The organism is Methylobacterium sp. 1A, assembly GCF_058072805.1.
The window spans coordinates 2,702,501-2,718,187 of the sequence record NZ_JBYQVE010000001.1 but is presented as its reverse complement, the minus strand read 5'-3'; the positions used below and the strand labels follow the sequence as shown (position 1 = coordinate 2,718,187).

The window sequence follows — 15,687 nt, the reverse complement described above, 5'->3', positions numbered from 1 at the left end:
CCGCCGGCGGCGCTACTTGCCGCGGCGCAGGCGCAGGTCGTCCTCGCTCTCGCGGGAGAGGCGCAGCAGGTTCTGCCCGTAGGCGGTCTTGGCGAACATCTCGCCGCGGGCCACGAGCTGGTCGCGGGTGATGAACTTCTGCAGGTAGGCGATCTCCTCGAGACACGCCACCTGCAGGCCCTGCCGGTTCTGCAAGGTGCGGACGAACTCGCTCGCCTCCAGCAGGCTGTCGTGGGTCCCGGTGTCGAGCCACGCGTAGCCGCGCGACATGCGCTCCACGTGCAGCTGGCCGCGCTGCAGGTAGGCCTCGTTGACGCTGGTGATCTCCAGCTCGCCCCGGGCCGAGGGCTTCACGTCGGCGGCGATGTCGAGCACTTGGTTGTCGTAGAAGTACAGGCCGGTCACCGCCCAGGTCGATTCCGGGTTCTGCGGCTTCTCGACGATCTTCGTCGGCCGCCCCGACTTGTCGAGGTTGACGACGCCGTAGGCCTGGGGGTTGTCGACGTGGTAGGCGAAGACGGTCGCGCCCTGCTTGCGGCTCGACGCGCGCTCCAGGAGCTCGCCCATGCCGGCGCCGAAGAACAGGTTGTCGCCGAGGATCAGCGCCACGTCGTCGTCGCCGACGAAGTCGCGCCCGATCACGAAGGCCTGGGCGAGGCCCTCCGGCCGCGGCTGCAGGGCGTAGGAGAACTTGAGGCCGAACTGCTCGCCGGTGCCGAACAGGCGCTTGTAGTTGTCGAGGTGCTCCGGCGACGAGATGATCAGGATCTCGCGGATGCCGGCGAGCATCAGCACCGAGACCGGGTAGTAGATCATCGGCTTGTCGTAGACCGGCAGGAGCTGCTTGTTGATCGACAGCGTGGCCGGGTGCAGGCGCGTGCCGGATCCGCCGGCCAGAACGATGCCCTTCATGGCTTGGAAACTCCCTCTGAGACCGGCCCGACGAGCCGGTCCAGGATGTCGTCGAGCGCCGCCTGCCAGGGCCGCGGCGCGATGCCGTAGGCGGCCGTGAGGCTGTCGGTGGACAGGCGCGAATTGGCCGGCCGCCGGGCCGGTGTCGGGTAGGCGGATGTCGGGATGCCCTTGACCGGCACGGAGCGCCCGCCGCGCCGGGCCGAGCCCGCCACGATCGCCTCGGCGAAGCCGCACCACGTGGTGTCGCCCCGGTTCACGCAGTGGAACGTGCCGGTCGGCGCCTCCGGATCCGCGGCCATGGCCTGCGCGATCGTCGCGAGGGCCGCGGCGAGGTCGGCGGCCGAAGTCGGGCACCCGTGCTGGTCGTTCACCACGGTCAGGGCGTCGCGCTCGGCCGCGAGCCGCAGCATCGTCTTGACGAAGTTGCCCCGGTGCGGGCTCACCACCCAGGCGGTCCGCATGATGGCGTGGCGCGGGTTGCCGGTGCGCACCGCCAGCTCGCCGGCGGCCTTGCTGGCACCGTAGACGCTCTGCGGGTCGATCGGCGCGTCGGGCGCGTAGGCCCCGTCGGGCTTGGTCCCGGCGAAGACGTAGTCGGTCGAGACGTGCACCAGCGGGATTCGCTTGGCGGCGGTCGCGGCCGCCAGGATCGCCGGGGCCAGCGCGTTGAGGCGCCACGCCGCGACGACGTCGGACTCGGCCTTGTCGACCGCCGTGTAGGCGGCGGTGTTGATCACCGCCCGGTAGGCGCGGGCGGCGAGCGCCGCCGCGACGGCGTCCGCGTCGGTGATGTCGAGGTCCGCACGGCCCGGCGCGTGGACGGTGACGCCGTCCGGCCACGTCAGGGCCTGCAACTCGGTGCCGACCTGGCCGGCGCCGCCGAGGACGAGGACGTCCATCAGCCGTTAAGCCCCAGGCGCTCGCCCTTGTAGCGGCCCTCGCGGATCGGGCGCCACCAGCCCTCGTTGCCGAGGTACCACGCCACGGTCTCCTCCAGCGCCTGCTCGAAGGTCTTCTGCGGGCGCCAGCCGAGCTCGGTCTCGGCCTTGGTGCAGTCGATCGCGTAGCGCCGGTCATGGCCCGGGCGGTCGGCCACGAAGCTGATCAGCTGCTCGTGCGGCGCGCCCTGCGGGCGCAGCCGGTCGAAGGCGGCGCACAGCGCCTTGACCACCGCGAGGTTGTTGCGTACCGCGCGGCCGCCGAGCAGGTAGGTCTCGCCGATCCGGCCGCGCTCCAGCACGGCCACGAGGCCCTTGGCGTGGTCCTCCACGTGGATCCAGTCGCGCTCGTTCAGGCCGTCGCCGTAGACGGGCAGCTTCTTGCCCTCGAGGGCGTTGAGGATCATCAGCGGGATCAGCTTCTCGGGGAAGTGACGCGGCCCGTAATTGTTCGAGCAGTTGGTCACCAGGACCGGCAGGCCGTAGGTCTCGTGCCACGCGCGGGCGAGGTGGTCGGAGGCCGCCTTCGAGGCCGAGTAGGGCGAGCGCGGATCGTAGCGGCTCTCCTCCGTGAAGAACGCGTCCGGCGGCAGCGAGCCGTAGACCTCGTCGGTGGAGACGTGGAGGAAGCGGAAGGTCTTCCTCTCGGCCTCCGGCAGCGTCTCGTAATGGCCGCGGGCGCCGTCCAGCATGGTCTGCGTGCCGATCACGTTGGTGCGCACGAAGGCGCCCGGGTCGGTGATCGAGCGGTCGACGTGGCTCTCGGCGGCCAGGTGCATCACCGCCTCGGGCTTGAAGTCCGCGTAGGCCTTCTGCACGGCGGCGCGGTCGCAGATGTCGGCCTCGACCAGGCGATGGCGCGGGTTGTCGGCGAGCGGCGCCAGCGAGACCGGGTTGGCCGCGTAGGTCATCGCGTCGAGGGTGCAGACGTCGTGGCCGAGATCGTTGACGAGGTGCAGCACCAGCGCCGAGCCGATGAAGCCGCAGCCTCCGGTCACCAGGATGCGCATGGCGGATTACCTCTTCGGATCGATCGAGAACTGAGAAAGCCGGGGCAGCCTAAGACCGGCCGTCGTGACAAAATTGCGGCCGGGCCGCGCTCTTCAGAAGACGCGGCCGAGATCGGCGAGCTTCGGCGCCCGGCGATCCTTGTCGGACAGGATCGCCGCCTCGCCGGAGACCGGCCACGGGATCCCGATCGCCGGATCGTTCCAGAACAGCGCCCGGTCGTGCTCGGGGCTGTAGTAGTCGTCGACCTTGTAGGCGACCATGACGTCGGGGGTCAGGGTGCAGAAGCCGTGCGCGAAGCCGTGCGGGATGTAGAGCTGCTCGCCGTTCTCGGCGTCGAGCGTGACGGCGACGTACTTCCCGTAGGTCGGCGAGTCGCTGCGGATGTCGACCGCGACGTCGAGGATCGCGCCCTGCAGCACGCGGATCAGCTTGGCCTGCGCGCGGGGGGCGATCTGGAAGTGCAGGCCGCGGACTGTCCCCTGCGGGGCCGAGAAGGACTGGTTGTCCTGCACGAAGGGCGTGGTGATGCCGGCCCGCGCCAGGGTGTCGGCCCGGAAGGTCTCCGAGAACCAGCCCCGCGCGTCGCCGAAGCGCTTCAGGACGATGCGCTTCACGTCCGGGATCTCGGTCTCGATGACGTCCATGCCAGCGCCCTTCTTGCGGATCCCGTCGCGAGGTCCAGCGGACGTCTCCGCGTCGGTCGTTCCGGGTCGCGCGCCCGCCTCGCCGACCACAACCTCGGTGATGCACCGCGACTTCCGGTCATTCGCCGTCCGTGTCAAGGCGTGCGGGCTGCGGTGGCGTGCACGAGGGGAGCCGATGACGGGCGGAGCCGGACCCGCGGTGGACGGCCTGCTGCGTGCCCAGCTGGCCGATCCGGCCTGCTTGTGGAGCCTCGGCGGCTACGGAGCCGCCGCCGTGTTCGCGCGGGAACCCGACGAGCCGGCACGGCCCCTCGAGGACGACGCGATCGGGCTCCGCACGGCCCGCGGCGCGCTCGCGGTCCGGGTGCATCCGGATCTCAGGCCGTTCGCCTACGAGACCGGCTTCGCCGACGGCTGGAGCCAGACGCTCGCGCTCTGCCTTCCCGAGGCCGCCTGCGCGATGGGCCGGCGCACCGTTCTGACCGAACTGGGTCCCGACGAGGCGGCAATCCGGCCGGAGGACCGCGCCGCGCGCCTGTTCGATCTCGGCCTCGGTCTGCGCGCCGCGGATGCCTGCATCCGGACCGCCGACCCCGCGCGGATCGCCCGCTTGCGCGCGCTGGCGGGCCGTCCGCTCCTCGCCGCCGGCGCCGCGGCGATGCCGTCCGCTGTCATCTCGAGCCTGGACCAGATCGTCATCACCCGCATCGGTCGTGTCGAGGTCTTCGCGCCGGAGGCCGATCGGGCGGCCGCGGGGCCCGGGCCGCGGTGCCACCTGCTGCCGCAACTCCTGCGACTCGCACGCACGCACGCGGCCACCGCGCCGATCCCGCCGGGTTGGATACCCTGCGGGACGCTGCATCCGGCCCATCCCGCGCGGGACGGGGCCGGGCGACCGGTCCCGTTCGATGCCGGGCGCCACGCCGCGTTCGGACGCGTCCTCGACCGATGGGGCGATCCCGCGCTGGTGGCCCTGCGCCGCGCTGTGCTGGACGGCCAGGATCCCGATCCGCCGCGCGCGGGCGGACGGTTCGCGCGCTCGGCGATCCGTGCGGCGCGCGCCCAGCGGGGGGCTATCGTCAGGTAGTGCCGTCCCTGATCGCGTCCTGATGGTTCGGAGAGGCGGCGATCCCGGTCGAGACAACCGCGCCGTAACCCCCTCTCCCGTGCGGGAGAGGGTCGGGGTGAGGGACGAGAAGCTTCAGGATCAGGCGCGCTCTCGGGTTGCCGACAGGCCGCGACTCACCCTGTCCCTCTCCCGCACGGGAGAGGGGACCGGCGCCTCGTGCGGCACCGGCTTGGCGATCACTTCGTCCGAACCCAATCCCGGGACCGAATCCAGGCCTCTCAGGGAATGCCGATCATCTTGTGGGTCTGCAGCGAGAGCCGCCAGCGGGCGTCCCGGCGGCAATAGGCGATCGCCGCCTCGGTGCTGGCGACCCGGTCGGGGCCATCCATGGGCTGGAGGAAGCGGTGCTGGAAAGCGAGATCCACGAAGGCCGCGGGATCGGCGTCCGCCTGCGGGTAGACGAGCTTCAGCTCGTGGCCGGAGACCTGTGCGAGGGCGTTGCTCCCCTTGGGGCTGACGCAGATCCAGTCGATCCCCGGGGGCGCCGGCAGCGTGCCGTTGGTCTCGATGGCGATCTCGAACCCGGCCGCGTGGACGGCCTCGATCAGCGGCGTGTCGAGCTGGAGCAGCGGCTCGCCGCCGGTGAAGACAACGTAGCGGTTCGCGGTGCCGCCCGCCCAGGTGGCGGCGATCACGTCGGCGAGGGAGGCCGCGTCCGCGAAGCGCCCGCCGCCCTCCCCGTCCATCCCGACGAAATCGGTGTCGCAGAACCGGCAGGCCGCGGCGGCGCGATCGGCCTCGCGCCCGGACCAGAGGTTGCATCCGGCGAACCGGCAGAACACGGCGGCACGGCCCGCCTGCGCGCCCTCGCCCTGGAGCGTGTGGAAGATCTCCTTGACCGCGTAAGCCACAACCGTCCCAGTCACCGTCGCGCGCGATCCGGCTTGCGCGCCCGGTCTGCACATAAGCCGTGCCGCCCGCGCGGGCCACCGACAACCGCGCCGTGCAGACCCGCGATGTGATCTCGCCTTGCTCTTGCCACGGTAGGCTCGTTCATGCCGAGATGCAGTCCGGCGACCGCCTTCGGCCGACCGGGCTGCGCCGCTCTCCGGCTGGCCGGCCGGAAATCCGACGCCCCCAGGGCGTCGATCCAGGCGATCCTCTGACGAGTCGGGCTCGAATGTCCTCTTCTCTCTACCGACGCCTCACCGTCGGGCTTGCGGCGCTGACGGGTCTGCTCGGGGCAGGCCTGGTCGGGATCGGCGCCGCGAACGCCGTGACGGTGCCGATCCTCGTGGCCGACGTGGATTCGGGCAAGGTCATCTACGCGCAGGCGCCGACCGATCCCTGGTACCCGGCCTCGATCACGAAGCTGATGACGACCTACGTCGCCCTGGACCTCGTCCGCCAGGGCAAGGTCTCGCTCGACTCGATGATCACCATCTCGGCCGCCGCCGCCGCCGAGCCGCCGTCGAAGATGGGCTTCAAGCCGGGCACGCAGCTCACCCTCGACAACGCCCTGAAGATCATCATGGTCAAGTCGGCGAACGACGTCGCCTACGCGATCGGCGAGTCGCTCGGGGGATCCGTCGAGAACTTCGCCGCGCTGATGAACGAGACCGGGCAGCGGATCGGCATGCACGACAGCCGCTGGTTCAACCCGAACGGCCTGCCCGACCCGCGCCAGTGGACCTCCGCCCGCGACATGGCGGTCCTCGCCCGGGCGCTGATCCGCGACTTCCCGGATTCCCACGACCTGTTCTCGATCTCGGCGATCCAGTTCGGCCGCGCCGTGATGGCGAACCACAACGGCCTGCTCGGGCGCTATCCCGGCACGGACGGGATGAAGACGGGCTTCATCTGCTCGGGCGGCTTCAACGTCGTGGCGACCGCCACGCGCAACGGCCGGCGGATCGTCACCATCGTGATGGGGCAGCCGACCCCGCGCGAGCGCGACGTGAAGACCGCCGACCTGTTCGACTACGCCTTCGGCCAGAGCGCCGGCTGGACCAGCCCGACCCTCGACGCGCTGCCGGCCTCCGCGATCCCGGCGCCGCCGGACATGCGTCCCTTCGTGTGCGGCGGCAAGAAGCCCCCGGCCATCGAGGACGGTCCCGGCGCGCTGAGCGCCCCCGGTTCGGCCGCGCAGCTGATCGGCGGCTCGGCGGCGAACTCGCCGGCGCTGGCGCTCGCCGCGTTCTCCAACCCGGCCCTGCGGGCGCGGTCCCTGCCGCCGCGGGCGCCGCTCCAGCCGATCGCCGTCTGGGTCGGTCGCAACCCGGCCGAGGGCCAGCAGATCCTCGAGGCGCAGGAGGCCGAGCAGAAGGCCGCCGCCGCCAACACCCGCGCCGCCAAGCTCGAGGCCGCCAAGGCCAAGCGCGCGGCGGCCCTCGAGGCGGCCAAGCAGGCGCGCGCGGCGCGCCTGGAGCGGGCCGAGGCCGCGAAGGCGGCCGCCAAATCCGCTCCCAAGGTCGCCGCGAAGCCGGGCCACGGCGTGCCGCGCAACGCCAGCGCCTACACGTCGGACGTCACGCCCGGGATGCCGGAGGCCAAGCCCGGGAAGGGCCTGACCAAGCCGGCTCCGAAGGCGGCCGCCCACAAGCCGTCGCCCGCCAAGGCCGATACGACGTCCCACAAGGCGGCGGCCAAGGCCCCGGCCAGGAAGCCGGCCGCCAAGAAGGCGGCGGCCGACGAGTAGGCCCGCGCGGGTGTCCGTGCGGCCGCCGCGTTGCCGCGGAGGCCGCCACACCCCACTTCGTCGCCCATGTCGCCGCCTCTGTCAGAGACCCCCGCCCCCGCTCCGGACCCGCGCCGCCCGGAGCCGATCCCGCTGACCGTGGTCACCGGCTTCCTCGGAGCCGGGAAGACCACCCTGCTGAACCGGCTGCTGCGCGATCCCGCGCTCGCCGACACGGTGGTGATCGTCAACGAGTTCGGCGAGATCGGCCTGGACCACCTGCTGATCGAGACCGTCGACGAGGACATGATCCTGCTCGGCGCCGGCTGCCTGTGCTGCACAGTGCGGGGCGACCTGATCGCGACCCTCGAGGATCTGCTGCGCAAGCGCGACAACGGCCGGATCCGGCCGTTCCGCCGGGTCGTGATCGAGACGACGGGCCTCGCCGATCCGGCGCCGATCCTGCACGCGCTGATCTACCATCCCTACCTCGTGCTGCGGTACCGTCTCCAGGCCGTGGTGACGGTGGTGGACGCGGCTACCGGCGCCGCGACCCTCGACGCCCATCCGGAAGCCCTGCGGCAGGCCGCGGTCGCCGACCGGATCGTGCTGACCAAGGCCGACCTCGCGGGCGACCTCTCGGGGATCCGCGCGCGCCTCGCGGCGCTCAACCCGGCCGCCCCGATCGTCGCGCCCGACGCCCCCGCGGACACGCTCCTCGGCGGCCTGTTCGGCCTCGACGGCAAGACCGCCGACGTGCGCGCGTGGCTCGGCGACGCGGCGCTGGAGCAGGCGCATCACCGCCACGCCGACGTGAACCGCCACGACGCGTCGATCCGGGCGATCTGCCTGACCAGCGCGGCGCCCGTGCCGCGCCCCGCCTTCGAGATGTTCATGGATCTCCTGCGCTCCGGCCACGGGCCGAAGCTGCTCCGGCTCAAGGGCCTCGTCGCCCTCGCCGACGATCCCGAGCGTCCCCTCGTCGTCCACGGCGTCCAGCACGTGTTCCACGCGCCGGTCACCCTGCCGGCCTGGCCGGATCCCGACCACACCTCGCGCCTCGTCCTGATCCTGCGCGACCTCGATCCGGCCTTCGTGCGCCAGCTCTGGGACGCCTTCCTCGGCCGACCCCGGGTCGACGCGCCGGATGCCGCCGCCCTCTTCGACAATCCCCTGGCGATCCCCGGCCCCTGACGCCGGCGGTCGGCACCGTCCTTGAAGCCCTCGACGCGAAGGGCGCCCTGGAGGCGCCGGATCGTCCCGGATCGGGACGGGTCGTCGAGAGGCAGGACACGCGGATGGCGCGACGCTTCACCGTGATACAGGGCGGGCTCACCGAGCGGCCGGACCGCGCGGCGGATCCGGAAGCCGGAGCCGGTGCCGAGGACGGCGCCGAGGACGGCGCCGAGACCGGGACCTGGCGGGTCGATCTGCGGCGACCCGGTGCCGTCGACGCGGCCTCCGTCGCCGCGTGGCGGGCCATGCTGGTGCGCAACGCGGTGACCGACCCGCTGCGCGACCCGGACCACCTTCTCCCGCTCGCCCAGCACCGCCCGGCCGGTCGTCCCGTCGCCGTCGCCCTCGCCTGGAGCCGCGACGCGCGCGACGGCCACGAGACCCTGCGCGGCGTGGTCCCGCTGGCGATGCCGCATCCGGTCTGGGGCCGCCGCGCCCGGCCCTGGCAGCTCGCCGAGCCCGACGCGGCTGCCCTCGTGGAGCGCGCGGCCGCGGAGGCCGTCGACCGGGCGCTGCGGGAGCGGCTCGGGGCGCTGCGCCGCCCGCTCCGACTCGCCGGCCAGTCCGCACCCGCCCCGGATCCGGAGCCGCGGCGCCCCGTCCTGGCGGCCAGCCGCCCGGCGCGTTCCCGGCCGATCCCGGCCGGGAACCTGCTCGGCGTGCGTCCCGAGGGCTGGGAGCCCGCGGAGACCGAGATGCTCGCCGTCACCGAGCCGGAAGCGGTCCGCGACGCCGTCGAGACCTTCCTCGCCCTCGACGCCCGCACGGCCGCGCGGCCGATCATCGCCGATCCGGCCGAGGCGTCGCTGGTGCGTGTGGTCACCCGGCTGTTCGCCCGCCGCGGCGCGCTGCGGGTCGAGTTCCGCCGGCGGGCCGGCGCGGTGGTCGCCGGGACGCTCCACCTGTGCGCCGGCGCCAACGCGGTGCCCTGGCGCCGCGCCCGGGCCTGAGTGGTCGGTGAGCGGTCAATCCGCCGCGTCCGGGGCGCCTGTCGACGGGGGCGGCGAACCCTAGCTGGCCGACATGACCCGCGACCTGCCCCACGGCGTTCGACCCGCTCCGCGCCGGAAGGCGGCCGCACAGACTGTGCCGCGCTCGCGCGGGGCGGGCGAGGCCGACCGGGTGGCCGCCATCCTCGCGCGCCTCGCCGAGCGGGACCCGGATCCGAAGGCCGGATTCGACCGCACCGACCCGTTCCGCCTGCTCGTGACCGTGCTGCTCTCGGCCCAGTCCACCGGCCCGACCGTCTCGCGGATCGCGGACGCGCTGTTCGCCGAGGCCCGCGATCCCGCCGCCATGGCGGCCCTGGGGGAGGCCCGGATCACCGAGATCGTCCGGCCGGTCGGGCTCGGGCCCTCCAAGGCGCGCAACATCGTCAGGCTGTCGGCGGTCCTGCTCGCGGAGCACGGCGGCGCCGTCCCGCGCAGCGCCGCGGAGATGCGCCGCCTGCCGGGGATCGGCCGGAAGAGCGCCGAGGTCACGGCGAACTTCGCCTTCCACGAGCCGGTGATCGCGGTCGACACCCACATCTTCCGGATCGCGAACCGGATCCCCCTCGCCCCGGCCGCGACCGTCGACGCGGTGGCCGACGGCCTCGCCCGAGTCGTGCCGGACGCGTTCAAGGACAACGCCCATGTCTGGCTGTTCCGGCACGGGCGCGACACCTGCACGGCCCGGAAGCCCGCCTGCCCCCGGTGCCCGGTCTCCGACCTGTGCGCGTGGCCGGGCAAGGCGACGGCCTAGACGCTACTCGTCCTCGCCGAAGCGGTTGGCCAGCAGGGCCTCGATGGCGTCGAGGCAGCTCTCCGCGTCCGGGCCGACGGCGGTGACGGCGATGCGTGTGCCCATGGCGGCGCCGAGCGTCAGCAGGCCCATGATCGAGCGTCCGCCGACTGTCTCGCCGGCCCGGGTGACCGTCACGGCGGCGTCGTAGCGCTCCACGGTCTGCACGAACTTCGCGGAGGCGCGGGCGTGGAGGCCCCGCCTGTTGATGATCGGGAGCTTGCGGATAAGGCCGCCCTCCGGAACCGGCGGATCGTCATCGGTCTCGAAAAGCTCGTCCATCGCCCGTGGTGTTTCCCGCCCGATCGGCGGCCCTGGCGGCCGCTCGTCCCGAACCTAAACCATTGACCGGGCGTGTCGATCCCGCAGCCCCGCGGGCGCGGTGGAACGGGCGGCTGTGTGACCGTGCCGGCTACCACTCGTACTCGGCGCCGACGCCGAGGCTGGTGCGGCCGTCGGTCCCGGCCTCGCCCTTCAGCTTGATCCGGCGGGTGACGTCGAAGTCGACCCCGACGGCGGTGTCGGCGGGCTTCGCCCCGGCCTTCACGCCGACGCTGACCCGATCCGAGATGTAGCGCGAGGCGCCGATCGCCGGCCCGCCGCTCGCGCCGGTGGAGACGTCGAGGCTGTCGAGGCCGAGGCTCTTGCGCGCCTGCTCGAACACGTCCGGACCGGCGGCGCCCCCCGAGAGCTGGGCGACCGCCTGGGCGAGCTGCAGCGCCTGGAACGGCGACAGGCCGGCCGAGGCCTTCTTGAACAGGATCCGCGACAGGATCTCGTCCTGCGGCAGGACCGGATCCGAGGTCAGGGAGAATTGCGGCGCGTCCGCGAAGCCCGAGACCGCGATGCGGGCGGTCACGTCGGTGGCCTTGGTCTCGGCGACGAAATCGAGCTCCGGCGTGGTCAGGCTGCCGGCGAAGGTCAGCCGGCCGCGGCTGAAATCCAGGCGCTGGCCGACGAGCTCGAACTGTCCGCGCCGCAGCGAGAACGCGCCGTTGGCGTTGGGCGACGCGGAGGTGCCGGTGACGCGCAGCGCACCGCCGAGTTCCGCGTCGATGCCGCGCCCGCGCACGAAGATGCGGCTCGGCGCGTCGATCGTCACGTCGAGGGTGGCGTCGAACGGGACGGCCGGCTTCCCGCCCCGTCGCCCGGACCGGGTCGCGGCCTTCCGCTCCGCCCGCTGCGCCAGGCGCGCCTTCAGGGCCGGCGGCGTGTTGACGTGGCGGACGCCCGGCAGCGGCCGGATAGTGGCCGGCAGCCGGTCCGGAACCGCGACGTCGATCGACACGACGTTCACCCGGCCGGCGATCCGCGGCGTCCGCGCCAGCGGCCCCGCCAGCGTGATGTCGACGCTCGACACGGCCGTCATCAGAGGGCTCGAGACGAGTTCGGCCTTGTCGGCGACGACGTGGAAATTGCCCGGGAAGTCGGGCGCGAGGGAGACGCGGCCGGTTACGGAGACCTGACCGCCGTTGCGGGCGGTCGCGGTCAGGCGCTCGACCACGACGCTGTCGCCGCGGCCGGTGACGCGGCCCTCGATCCCGGTGAAGCGGAGCCCGTTCAGCGGATCGGTGAAACTCCCGCCGCTCAGCACCGCCGCGCCCTGGGCCCGCGGCGCCGCGAGCGTGCCGGTGACGCCGCCGTCGATGGCGATCTTGCCGGTGACGCTCTGGCCGCCGACGCTCAGGAGGGAATTGGCGAGGGCGGCGTCGAGCGTCCCGCGCGCGCGTAGGTCCAGCGGACCCCCGGCCTCCACGGGCAGCGACCCGGAGACCGTCAGGGCGACGCCGCGCCCGGCCGTGACCCGCCCGTCCAGGCTCGCCTGCCCGTCCGACAGCGTGCCCTTGGCGGTCGCGTCGATCGCCGGCAAGCCGGCCTGCCGCGTCTGCGGGGCGACGAGCTTGGCGACGCTGACCGCGTAGCGCCCCTCCGGCCGCGTCGCGCGGCCGCGGAGATCCGCCTCCCCGTCCAGGGTCCCCGAGAGGGCGAGGCTCGGTGCGGCGATTCGGGCGAGCGACAGGGGCAGCGACCGGATCGCCACCTTGAGGTCGAGATCCCGCCCGGCGCGGCCCGCGACCGTGACGCGGCCGGAGCCCGCCGCGATCGACAGGCCGTCGATCACCGCGCCGCCGTCCCGGAGGGTGATCGCCGCCGGCCCGGTGAGGGCGAAGCGGTCGTTGCCGCGGGCCGCCGACAGGCGCTGGATCTCGATCCGCGTGTCCGCGGCCGGGACGACCCGCGCGGCACCGTCGAGCGTGAAGCCGCGCGCCCGGGCGGTGAGGCTCACGTCGCTGAAGGCGGGCGTGCCGTTCGCGAGGAGCCGGATCGTGTCGACCTGCTGGCCGGCGGCCACGAGCCGGTCGGCCTCGACGCGCCCGTCGAGGACCGGGTGGGCGCGCAGGTCTCGTCCCGAGAGGTCCGCGTCGAGCCGCGCGAGGGCGGTCTCGCCGTAGCGGAGACCGGCCCCGGTGGCACGGACGGTCACGTCCTGGCGCCCGCCGTCGCGGGCGAGGGTCAGCGCGGCGTCGAGGCGGCCCGCGACCGGTTCCGGGACCAGGGGCGCGATGTCCGTCAGGTCGCCGGCCCGCACGGTGAGCGCGCCGGCCGACAGCCACGTGTCGGCCGCGACCGTCGCCTGGCCCGCGACGGAGACCGAGCCGAGATCGAGGCCGAGCCGGTCGAGGACCCAGTCCCCGCCGACGCGCGCGAGGTGCGCGCCGCCGGTCAGCGGCTTGCCGCCGACGTCGCCGCCGAGCCGGACCGTGCCGTCCGGCGCGAGGAGCGCGTCCCGCAGGACCGCCTCGACGCGCAGGTCCCGGATCGGCTTGCCGGCCGCCGTGGCGGAGGGCGCCGTCAGGGTCGCGGTCACGTCCGGATGCTCGAGGGATCCGGTCAGGCGCGCGTCGACGCCCGCCCTGCCGGTGAGGCGCCCGTCGAGATCCGCGAGGCTCTTGAGGTCGATCCTGCCGGTGACGTCCGCGCGGGTCGCCGTCGCCTCGCCCTGCAGGGTCGCGGTGACGCCGGAGCCTTCCAGGCGCAGATGGTCGAAGCCGTACCCGTCGAAGGTCTGGGAGACGCGCCCCTGGAGGCTCGGCGCGGGGCCGAGGGTGCGGTCGGCCGCCCGGACCCCGGTGACGACGCCGCTCGTCGTCACGGCGAGGTCGGCGGCGACGGCCTTGCGCGCCGGATCGCCGCTGAGCCGCGCCTTGGCGTCGAGGCTGCCCGCGAGACCCTGGCCCGCGAGGCCCGAGAAGACGGAGAGGTCCGGCAGCGCCGCGTCCACGGTGCCGGTCAGGGTGTTCTGGCCGACCCGGCCGGCATAGGCGGCCCGCGCCGTGTCGGAATCGAGGTTGAGCGCCGCGATATCGAGAACGCCGTCGGCGCCGGCCGAGGCCCGGAGCGTCACGGTGGCCCGGCTGCCGATCGCCCGACGCAGGGCCGGGTCGGCGAGCTTCAGCCCGTCGACCCGGCCGTCCGCCGCGATGGCGAAACGCTGCGCCGACGGCTCGCCCTGCGGGTCGATGCCGAGGCTGGCCTCGATCCGGTCGAGGCTGGAATCGCGGCTGCGCAGGGCGGCCGCGTCGAGACGGCCCCGGACGGTGGGCGCCGCCAGCGGTCCCTTGAGGCTGCCGTCGAAGACGAGCTTGCCGATCTCGGCCTCGCCGGCCCGGGTGACGTCGCCCTCCGTCGGCAGGGCGCGCGCCTGCAACGTCAGGTCGGCGACCCGGTCGCGGGTGAGGCTGCCGCCGGCCGTCAGGCGCGCCGTGCGGGAGGTCAGCTCCAGCCGGTCGATCCGGAAGGCGCCGCTATCCGCGAAGGCGAGGCCGCCGTCGAGCTTGGTGGTGCCGGCGAAGACCGCCGCCGCCGGACCGGGCATCAGTCCCTCGATCCGGGCCGCGAGGTCGAGGGCGAGGCGCCGCTCGGCCCCGATGCGGGAGATCTTCGCCCCGCCCGTGGCGCCGATGTCGGGACCGGCCGTGAAGTCGAGCTTGGCCCCCCAGGCATCCAGTGTCCCGGTCCCGTCGAGCTCGAAGTCGATCGGCGGGGTGCCGGGCAGGTTGGCGGCCTTCGAGAGCAGGCCGCCCGCCGGCTCGACCAGGTTCGCCTTGAGTTCCAGCCGCTCGCCGTTCGGCACGAACAGCAGCGACAGCAGGAAGCGGCCCGGCGCGTCGAGGCGCTGCGCCCTCGCCTGCAGGTCGAGCCCCTCGCTGGCGGCGCCGAGCTTCGCCCGGCCCTCCGCCGACAGCCGCGCCGGCTGCCCGGCCACCGCCTCGCCCAGCGTCAGCTCGGCCAGCTTGAACCCCTTGATCTCGACCTTGACCGGCAGGTCCGGGAGGAGCCGCCCGTCGGGCTTGGCCTCGGGCGGCGGCGGTCCGGGGATCGGGCGGCGCAGCACGTCGAGATGCCCGATCTCGAGGCTGTCGACCTCCAGCCGTCCCGACAGGAGGGCCAGCCGCCGCCAGACGATGCGGGCCCGGTCGAGCTTCAGCCAGACGCCGTCGCGGTCGCTGATCGCCACGTCCCGGATGGTCGCGTCCGAGGACAGGGCGCCGTCGATGGCGCCGATCGCCACCCGCGACGAGGGCGTCGACAGGGCGCGGGACAGGAGGCCGCCGAGGACGGACTTGTCGCCCTCGTCGGCGCGCGTCGCCGCGAGGGTCCAGGGCAGCAGGGCGAGGCAGACCAGGACGAGCGCCAGGCTCCACCGGCCGGGACGGGCGGTCGGACGCGCGGTGCGCGGCGTGAGTCCGGTTCGGAACACCATTCAGAACGCCTGCCCCAGGCTGAGATACAGGACGGCGGGACGCACGTGTCCGCCCTTGTAGGGGTCGAGCGGGAAGGCGACGTCCGCGCGGATCGGCCCGATGCCGGTGTAGTAGCGCAGGCCGATGCCCACGGATTTGCGGATCTTCTCGTCGAAATCCGGCGTCGCCGAGGCGAAGGCGGTGCCCGCGTCGAAGAACGGCACGACGCCGATCGTGTCGGTGACCTTGATGCGCGCCTCGAGCGAGGCCTCCAGCAGGCTGCGGCCGCCGATCGGCAGGTTGAAGGGACCGATCGGCCCGAGGGTCCGGTACGGGTAGCCCCGCACCGAGCCGCCGCCGCCGGCGAAGAACCTGAAATTGTCGGGGATCTCCCCCAGCGGCGCGCCCGAGACCGAGCCGAAGCCGACACGGCCGGCCAGGATCACGCGGGCCTCGTCGTCGAGGGCGTAGTAGGTGGAGCCCTGCGCCTTGGCCACGACGATGCCGGGCGAGGAGATCGCGCCGGGATAGACCGCCAGCGACGCGATGGCCCGGACGCCCCGGGTCGGGTCGAGGAGACTGTCGGTGGAATCGTAGGTGACCGAGGCGGGCACGCCGATCAGCCGGTAATTGACCGTGCCGAGGGCGTCCTTCGACCGGCCCGCCTGCG

Annotated in this window: 13 protein-coding genes (1 of these 13 running past the window's edge); 5 read left to right on the top strand and 8 right to left on the bottom strand. The window is 73.7% G+C overall.

Going from position 1 to position 15,687, the window contains the following annotated elements; all coding sequences use genetic code 11:
* Positions 1-12: 12 nt before the first annotated feature.
* The 4 genes from rfbA to rfbC form a co-directional block, all read right to left on the bottom strand.
* Complete coding sequence (gene rfbA, locus ACX9MN_RS13295; protein WP_056534087.1) at positions 13-912, bottom strand: glucose-1-phosphate thymidylyltransferase RfbA; 900 nt, start codon at positions 910-912, stop codon at positions 13-15.
* On the bottom strand, positions 909-1,814 hold the full coding sequence (gene rfbD / locus ACX9MN_RS13290) for a dTDP-4-dehydrorhamnose reductase (protein WP_489724678.1): 906 nt from the start codon (positions 1,812-1,814) through the stop codon (positions 909-911). The genes rfbA and rfbD overlap by 4 nt, the downstream gene beginning before the upstream one ends.
* Positions 1,814-2,863 carry a dTDP-glucose 4,6-dehydratase gene (gene rfbB, locus ACX9MN_RS13285; RefSeq protein ID WP_056534093.1) on the bottom strand — a complete coding sequence of 350 codons (1,050 nt, stop codon included), beginning with the start codon at positions 2,861-2,863 and terminating at the stop codon, positions 1,814-1,816. The genes rfbD and rfbB overlap by 1 nt, the downstream gene beginning before the upstream one ends.
* Before the next feature lie 93 nt (positions 2,864-2,956).
* Positions 2,957-3,508, bottom strand: coding sequence for a dTDP-4-dehydrorhamnose 3,5-epimerase (rfbC, locus tag ACX9MN_RS13280; protein ID WP_020094104.1), 552 nt, complete (start codon positions 3,506-3,508; stop codon positions 2,957-2,959).
* A gap of 175 nt (positions 3,509-3,683) precedes the next feature.
* Between rfbC and ACX9MN_RS13275 the strand changes: the two genes are divergently transcribed.
* Entirely contained in the window at positions 3,684-4,595 is a 912-nt protein-coding gene (locus ACX9MN_RS13275) for a DUF6925 family protein (protein WP_489724677.1), read from the top strand.
* Between the two features lie 260 nt (positions 4,596-4,855).
* Here the strand turns inward: ACX9MN_RS13275 and queE are convergent, their stop codons facing one another.
* Positions 4,856-5,488, bottom strand: a complete 633-nt coding sequence (gene queE / locus ACX9MN_RS13270; protein ID WP_427509950.1) for a 7-carboxy-7-deazaguanine synthase — start codon at positions 5,486-5,488, stop codon at positions 4,856-4,858.
* A 269-nt stretch (positions 5,489-5,757) separates the two neighbouring features.
* On the opposite strand from queE, the gene ACX9MN_RS13265 reads away from it, so the two are divergent.
* The 4 genes from ACX9MN_RS13265 to ACX9MN_RS13250 all read left to right on the top strand — a co-directional run bounded on the left by ACX9MN_RS13265 (position 5,758) and on the right by ACX9MN_RS13250 (position 10,233).
* Positions 5,758-7,275: a D-alanyl-D-alanine carboxypeptidase family protein gene (locus ACX9MN_RS13265; protein WP_447699626.1), complete on the top strand. Its 1,518-nt coding sequence runs from the start codon at positions 5,758-5,760 to the stop codon at positions 7,273-7,275.
* A gap of 66 nt (positions 7,276-7,341) precedes the next feature.
* On the top strand, positions 7,342-8,448 hold the full coding sequence (locus ACX9MN_RS13260) for a CobW family GTP-binding protein (RefSeq protein WP_489724676.1): 1,107 nt from the start codon (positions 7,342-7,344) through the stop codon (positions 8,446-8,448).
* 104 nt (positions 8,449-8,552) lie between these two features.
* Positions 8,553-9,440 carry a GNAT family N-acetyltransferase gene (locus ACX9MN_RS13255; protein WP_489724675.1) on the top strand — a complete coding sequence of 296 codons (888 nt, stop codon included), beginning with the start codon at positions 8,553-8,555 and terminating at the stop codon, positions 9,438-9,440.
* Between the two features lie 73 nt (positions 9,441-9,513).
* Positions 9,514-10,233, top strand: coding sequence for an endonuclease III domain-containing protein (locus ACX9MN_RS13250; RefSeq protein WP_026605075.1), 720 nt, complete (start codon positions 9,514-9,516; stop codon positions 10,231-10,233).
* Between the two features lie 3 nt (positions 10,234-10,236).
* Here ACX9MN_RS13250 and ACX9MN_RS13245 read toward each other — a convergent pair whose 3' ends face one another.
* From ACX9MN_RS13245 to ACX9MN_RS13235, 3 genes are all read right to left on the bottom strand, one after another.
* The gene (locus tag ACX9MN_RS13245) at positions 10,237-10,554 is read right to left on the bottom strand and encodes an HPr family phosphocarrier protein (protein ID WP_020094097.1); all 318 of its coding nucleotides are present in this window, start codon (positions 10,552-10,554) and stop codon (positions 10,237-10,239) included.
* Positions 10,555-10,684: 130 nt separating this feature from the next.
* Positions 10,685-15,037, bottom strand: a complete 4,353-nt coding sequence (locus tag ACX9MN_RS13240) for a translocation/assembly module TamB domain-containing protein (RefSeq protein WP_489724674.1) — start codon at positions 15,035-15,037, stop codon at positions 10,685-10,687.
* Positions 15,038-15,687, bottom strand: partial view of an autotransporter assembly complex protein TamA gene (locus ACX9MN_RS13235; RefSeq protein WP_489724673.1) — the 3' portion only. The gene runs 1,309 nt beyond the window's last position; only the last 650 of its 1,959 coding nucleotides appear in the window; the start codon falls outside the window, past its right edge; the stop codon is at positions 15,038-15,040.

Bases quoted from the DNA above. Each gene is read 5' to 3' on its own strand.
- rfbA (WP_056534087.1), bottom strand. From the start codon at position 912: ATGAAGGGCATCGTTCTGGCCGGCGGATCCGGCACGCGCCTGCACCCG.
- rfbD (WP_489724678.1), bottom strand. From the start codon at position 1,814: ATGGACGTCCTCGTCCTCGGCGGCGCCGGCCAGGTCGGCACCGAGTTG.
- rfbB (WP_056534093.1), bottom strand. From the start codon at position 2,863: ATGCGCATCCTGGTGACCGGAGGCTGCGGCTTCATCGGCTCGGCGCTG.
- rfbC (WP_020094104.1), bottom strand. From the start codon at position 3,508: ATGGACGTCATCGAGACCGAGATCCCGGACGTGAAGCGCATCGTCCTG.
- ACX9MN_RS13275 (WP_489724677.1), top strand. From the start codon at position 3,684: ATGACGGGCGGAGCCGGACCCGCGGTGGACGGCCTGCTGCGTGCCCAG.
- ACX9MN_RS13265 (WP_447699626.1), top strand. From the start codon at position 5,758: ATGTCCTCTTCTCTCTACCGACGCCTCACCGTCGGGCTTGCGGCGCTG.
- ACX9MN_RS13260 (WP_489724676.1), top strand. From the start codon at position 7,342: ATGTCGCCGCCTCTGTCAGAGACCCCCGCCCCCGCTCCGGACCCGCGC.
- ACX9MN_RS13255 (WP_489724675.1), top strand. From the start codon at position 8,553: ATGGCGCGACGCTTCACCGTGATACAGGGCGGGCTCACCGAGCGGCCG.
- ACX9MN_RS13250 (WP_026605075.1), top strand. From the start codon at position 9,514: ATGACCCGCGACCTGCCCCACGGCGTTCGACCCGCTCCGCGCCGGAAG.
- ACX9MN_RS13245 (WP_020094097.1), bottom strand. From the start codon at position 10,554: ATGGACGAGCTTTTCGAGACCGATGACGATCCGCCGGTTCCGGAGGGC.
- ACX9MN_RS13240 (WP_489724674.1), bottom strand. From the start codon at position 15,037: ATGGTGTTCCGAACCGGACTCACGCCGCGCACCGCGCGTCCGACCGCC.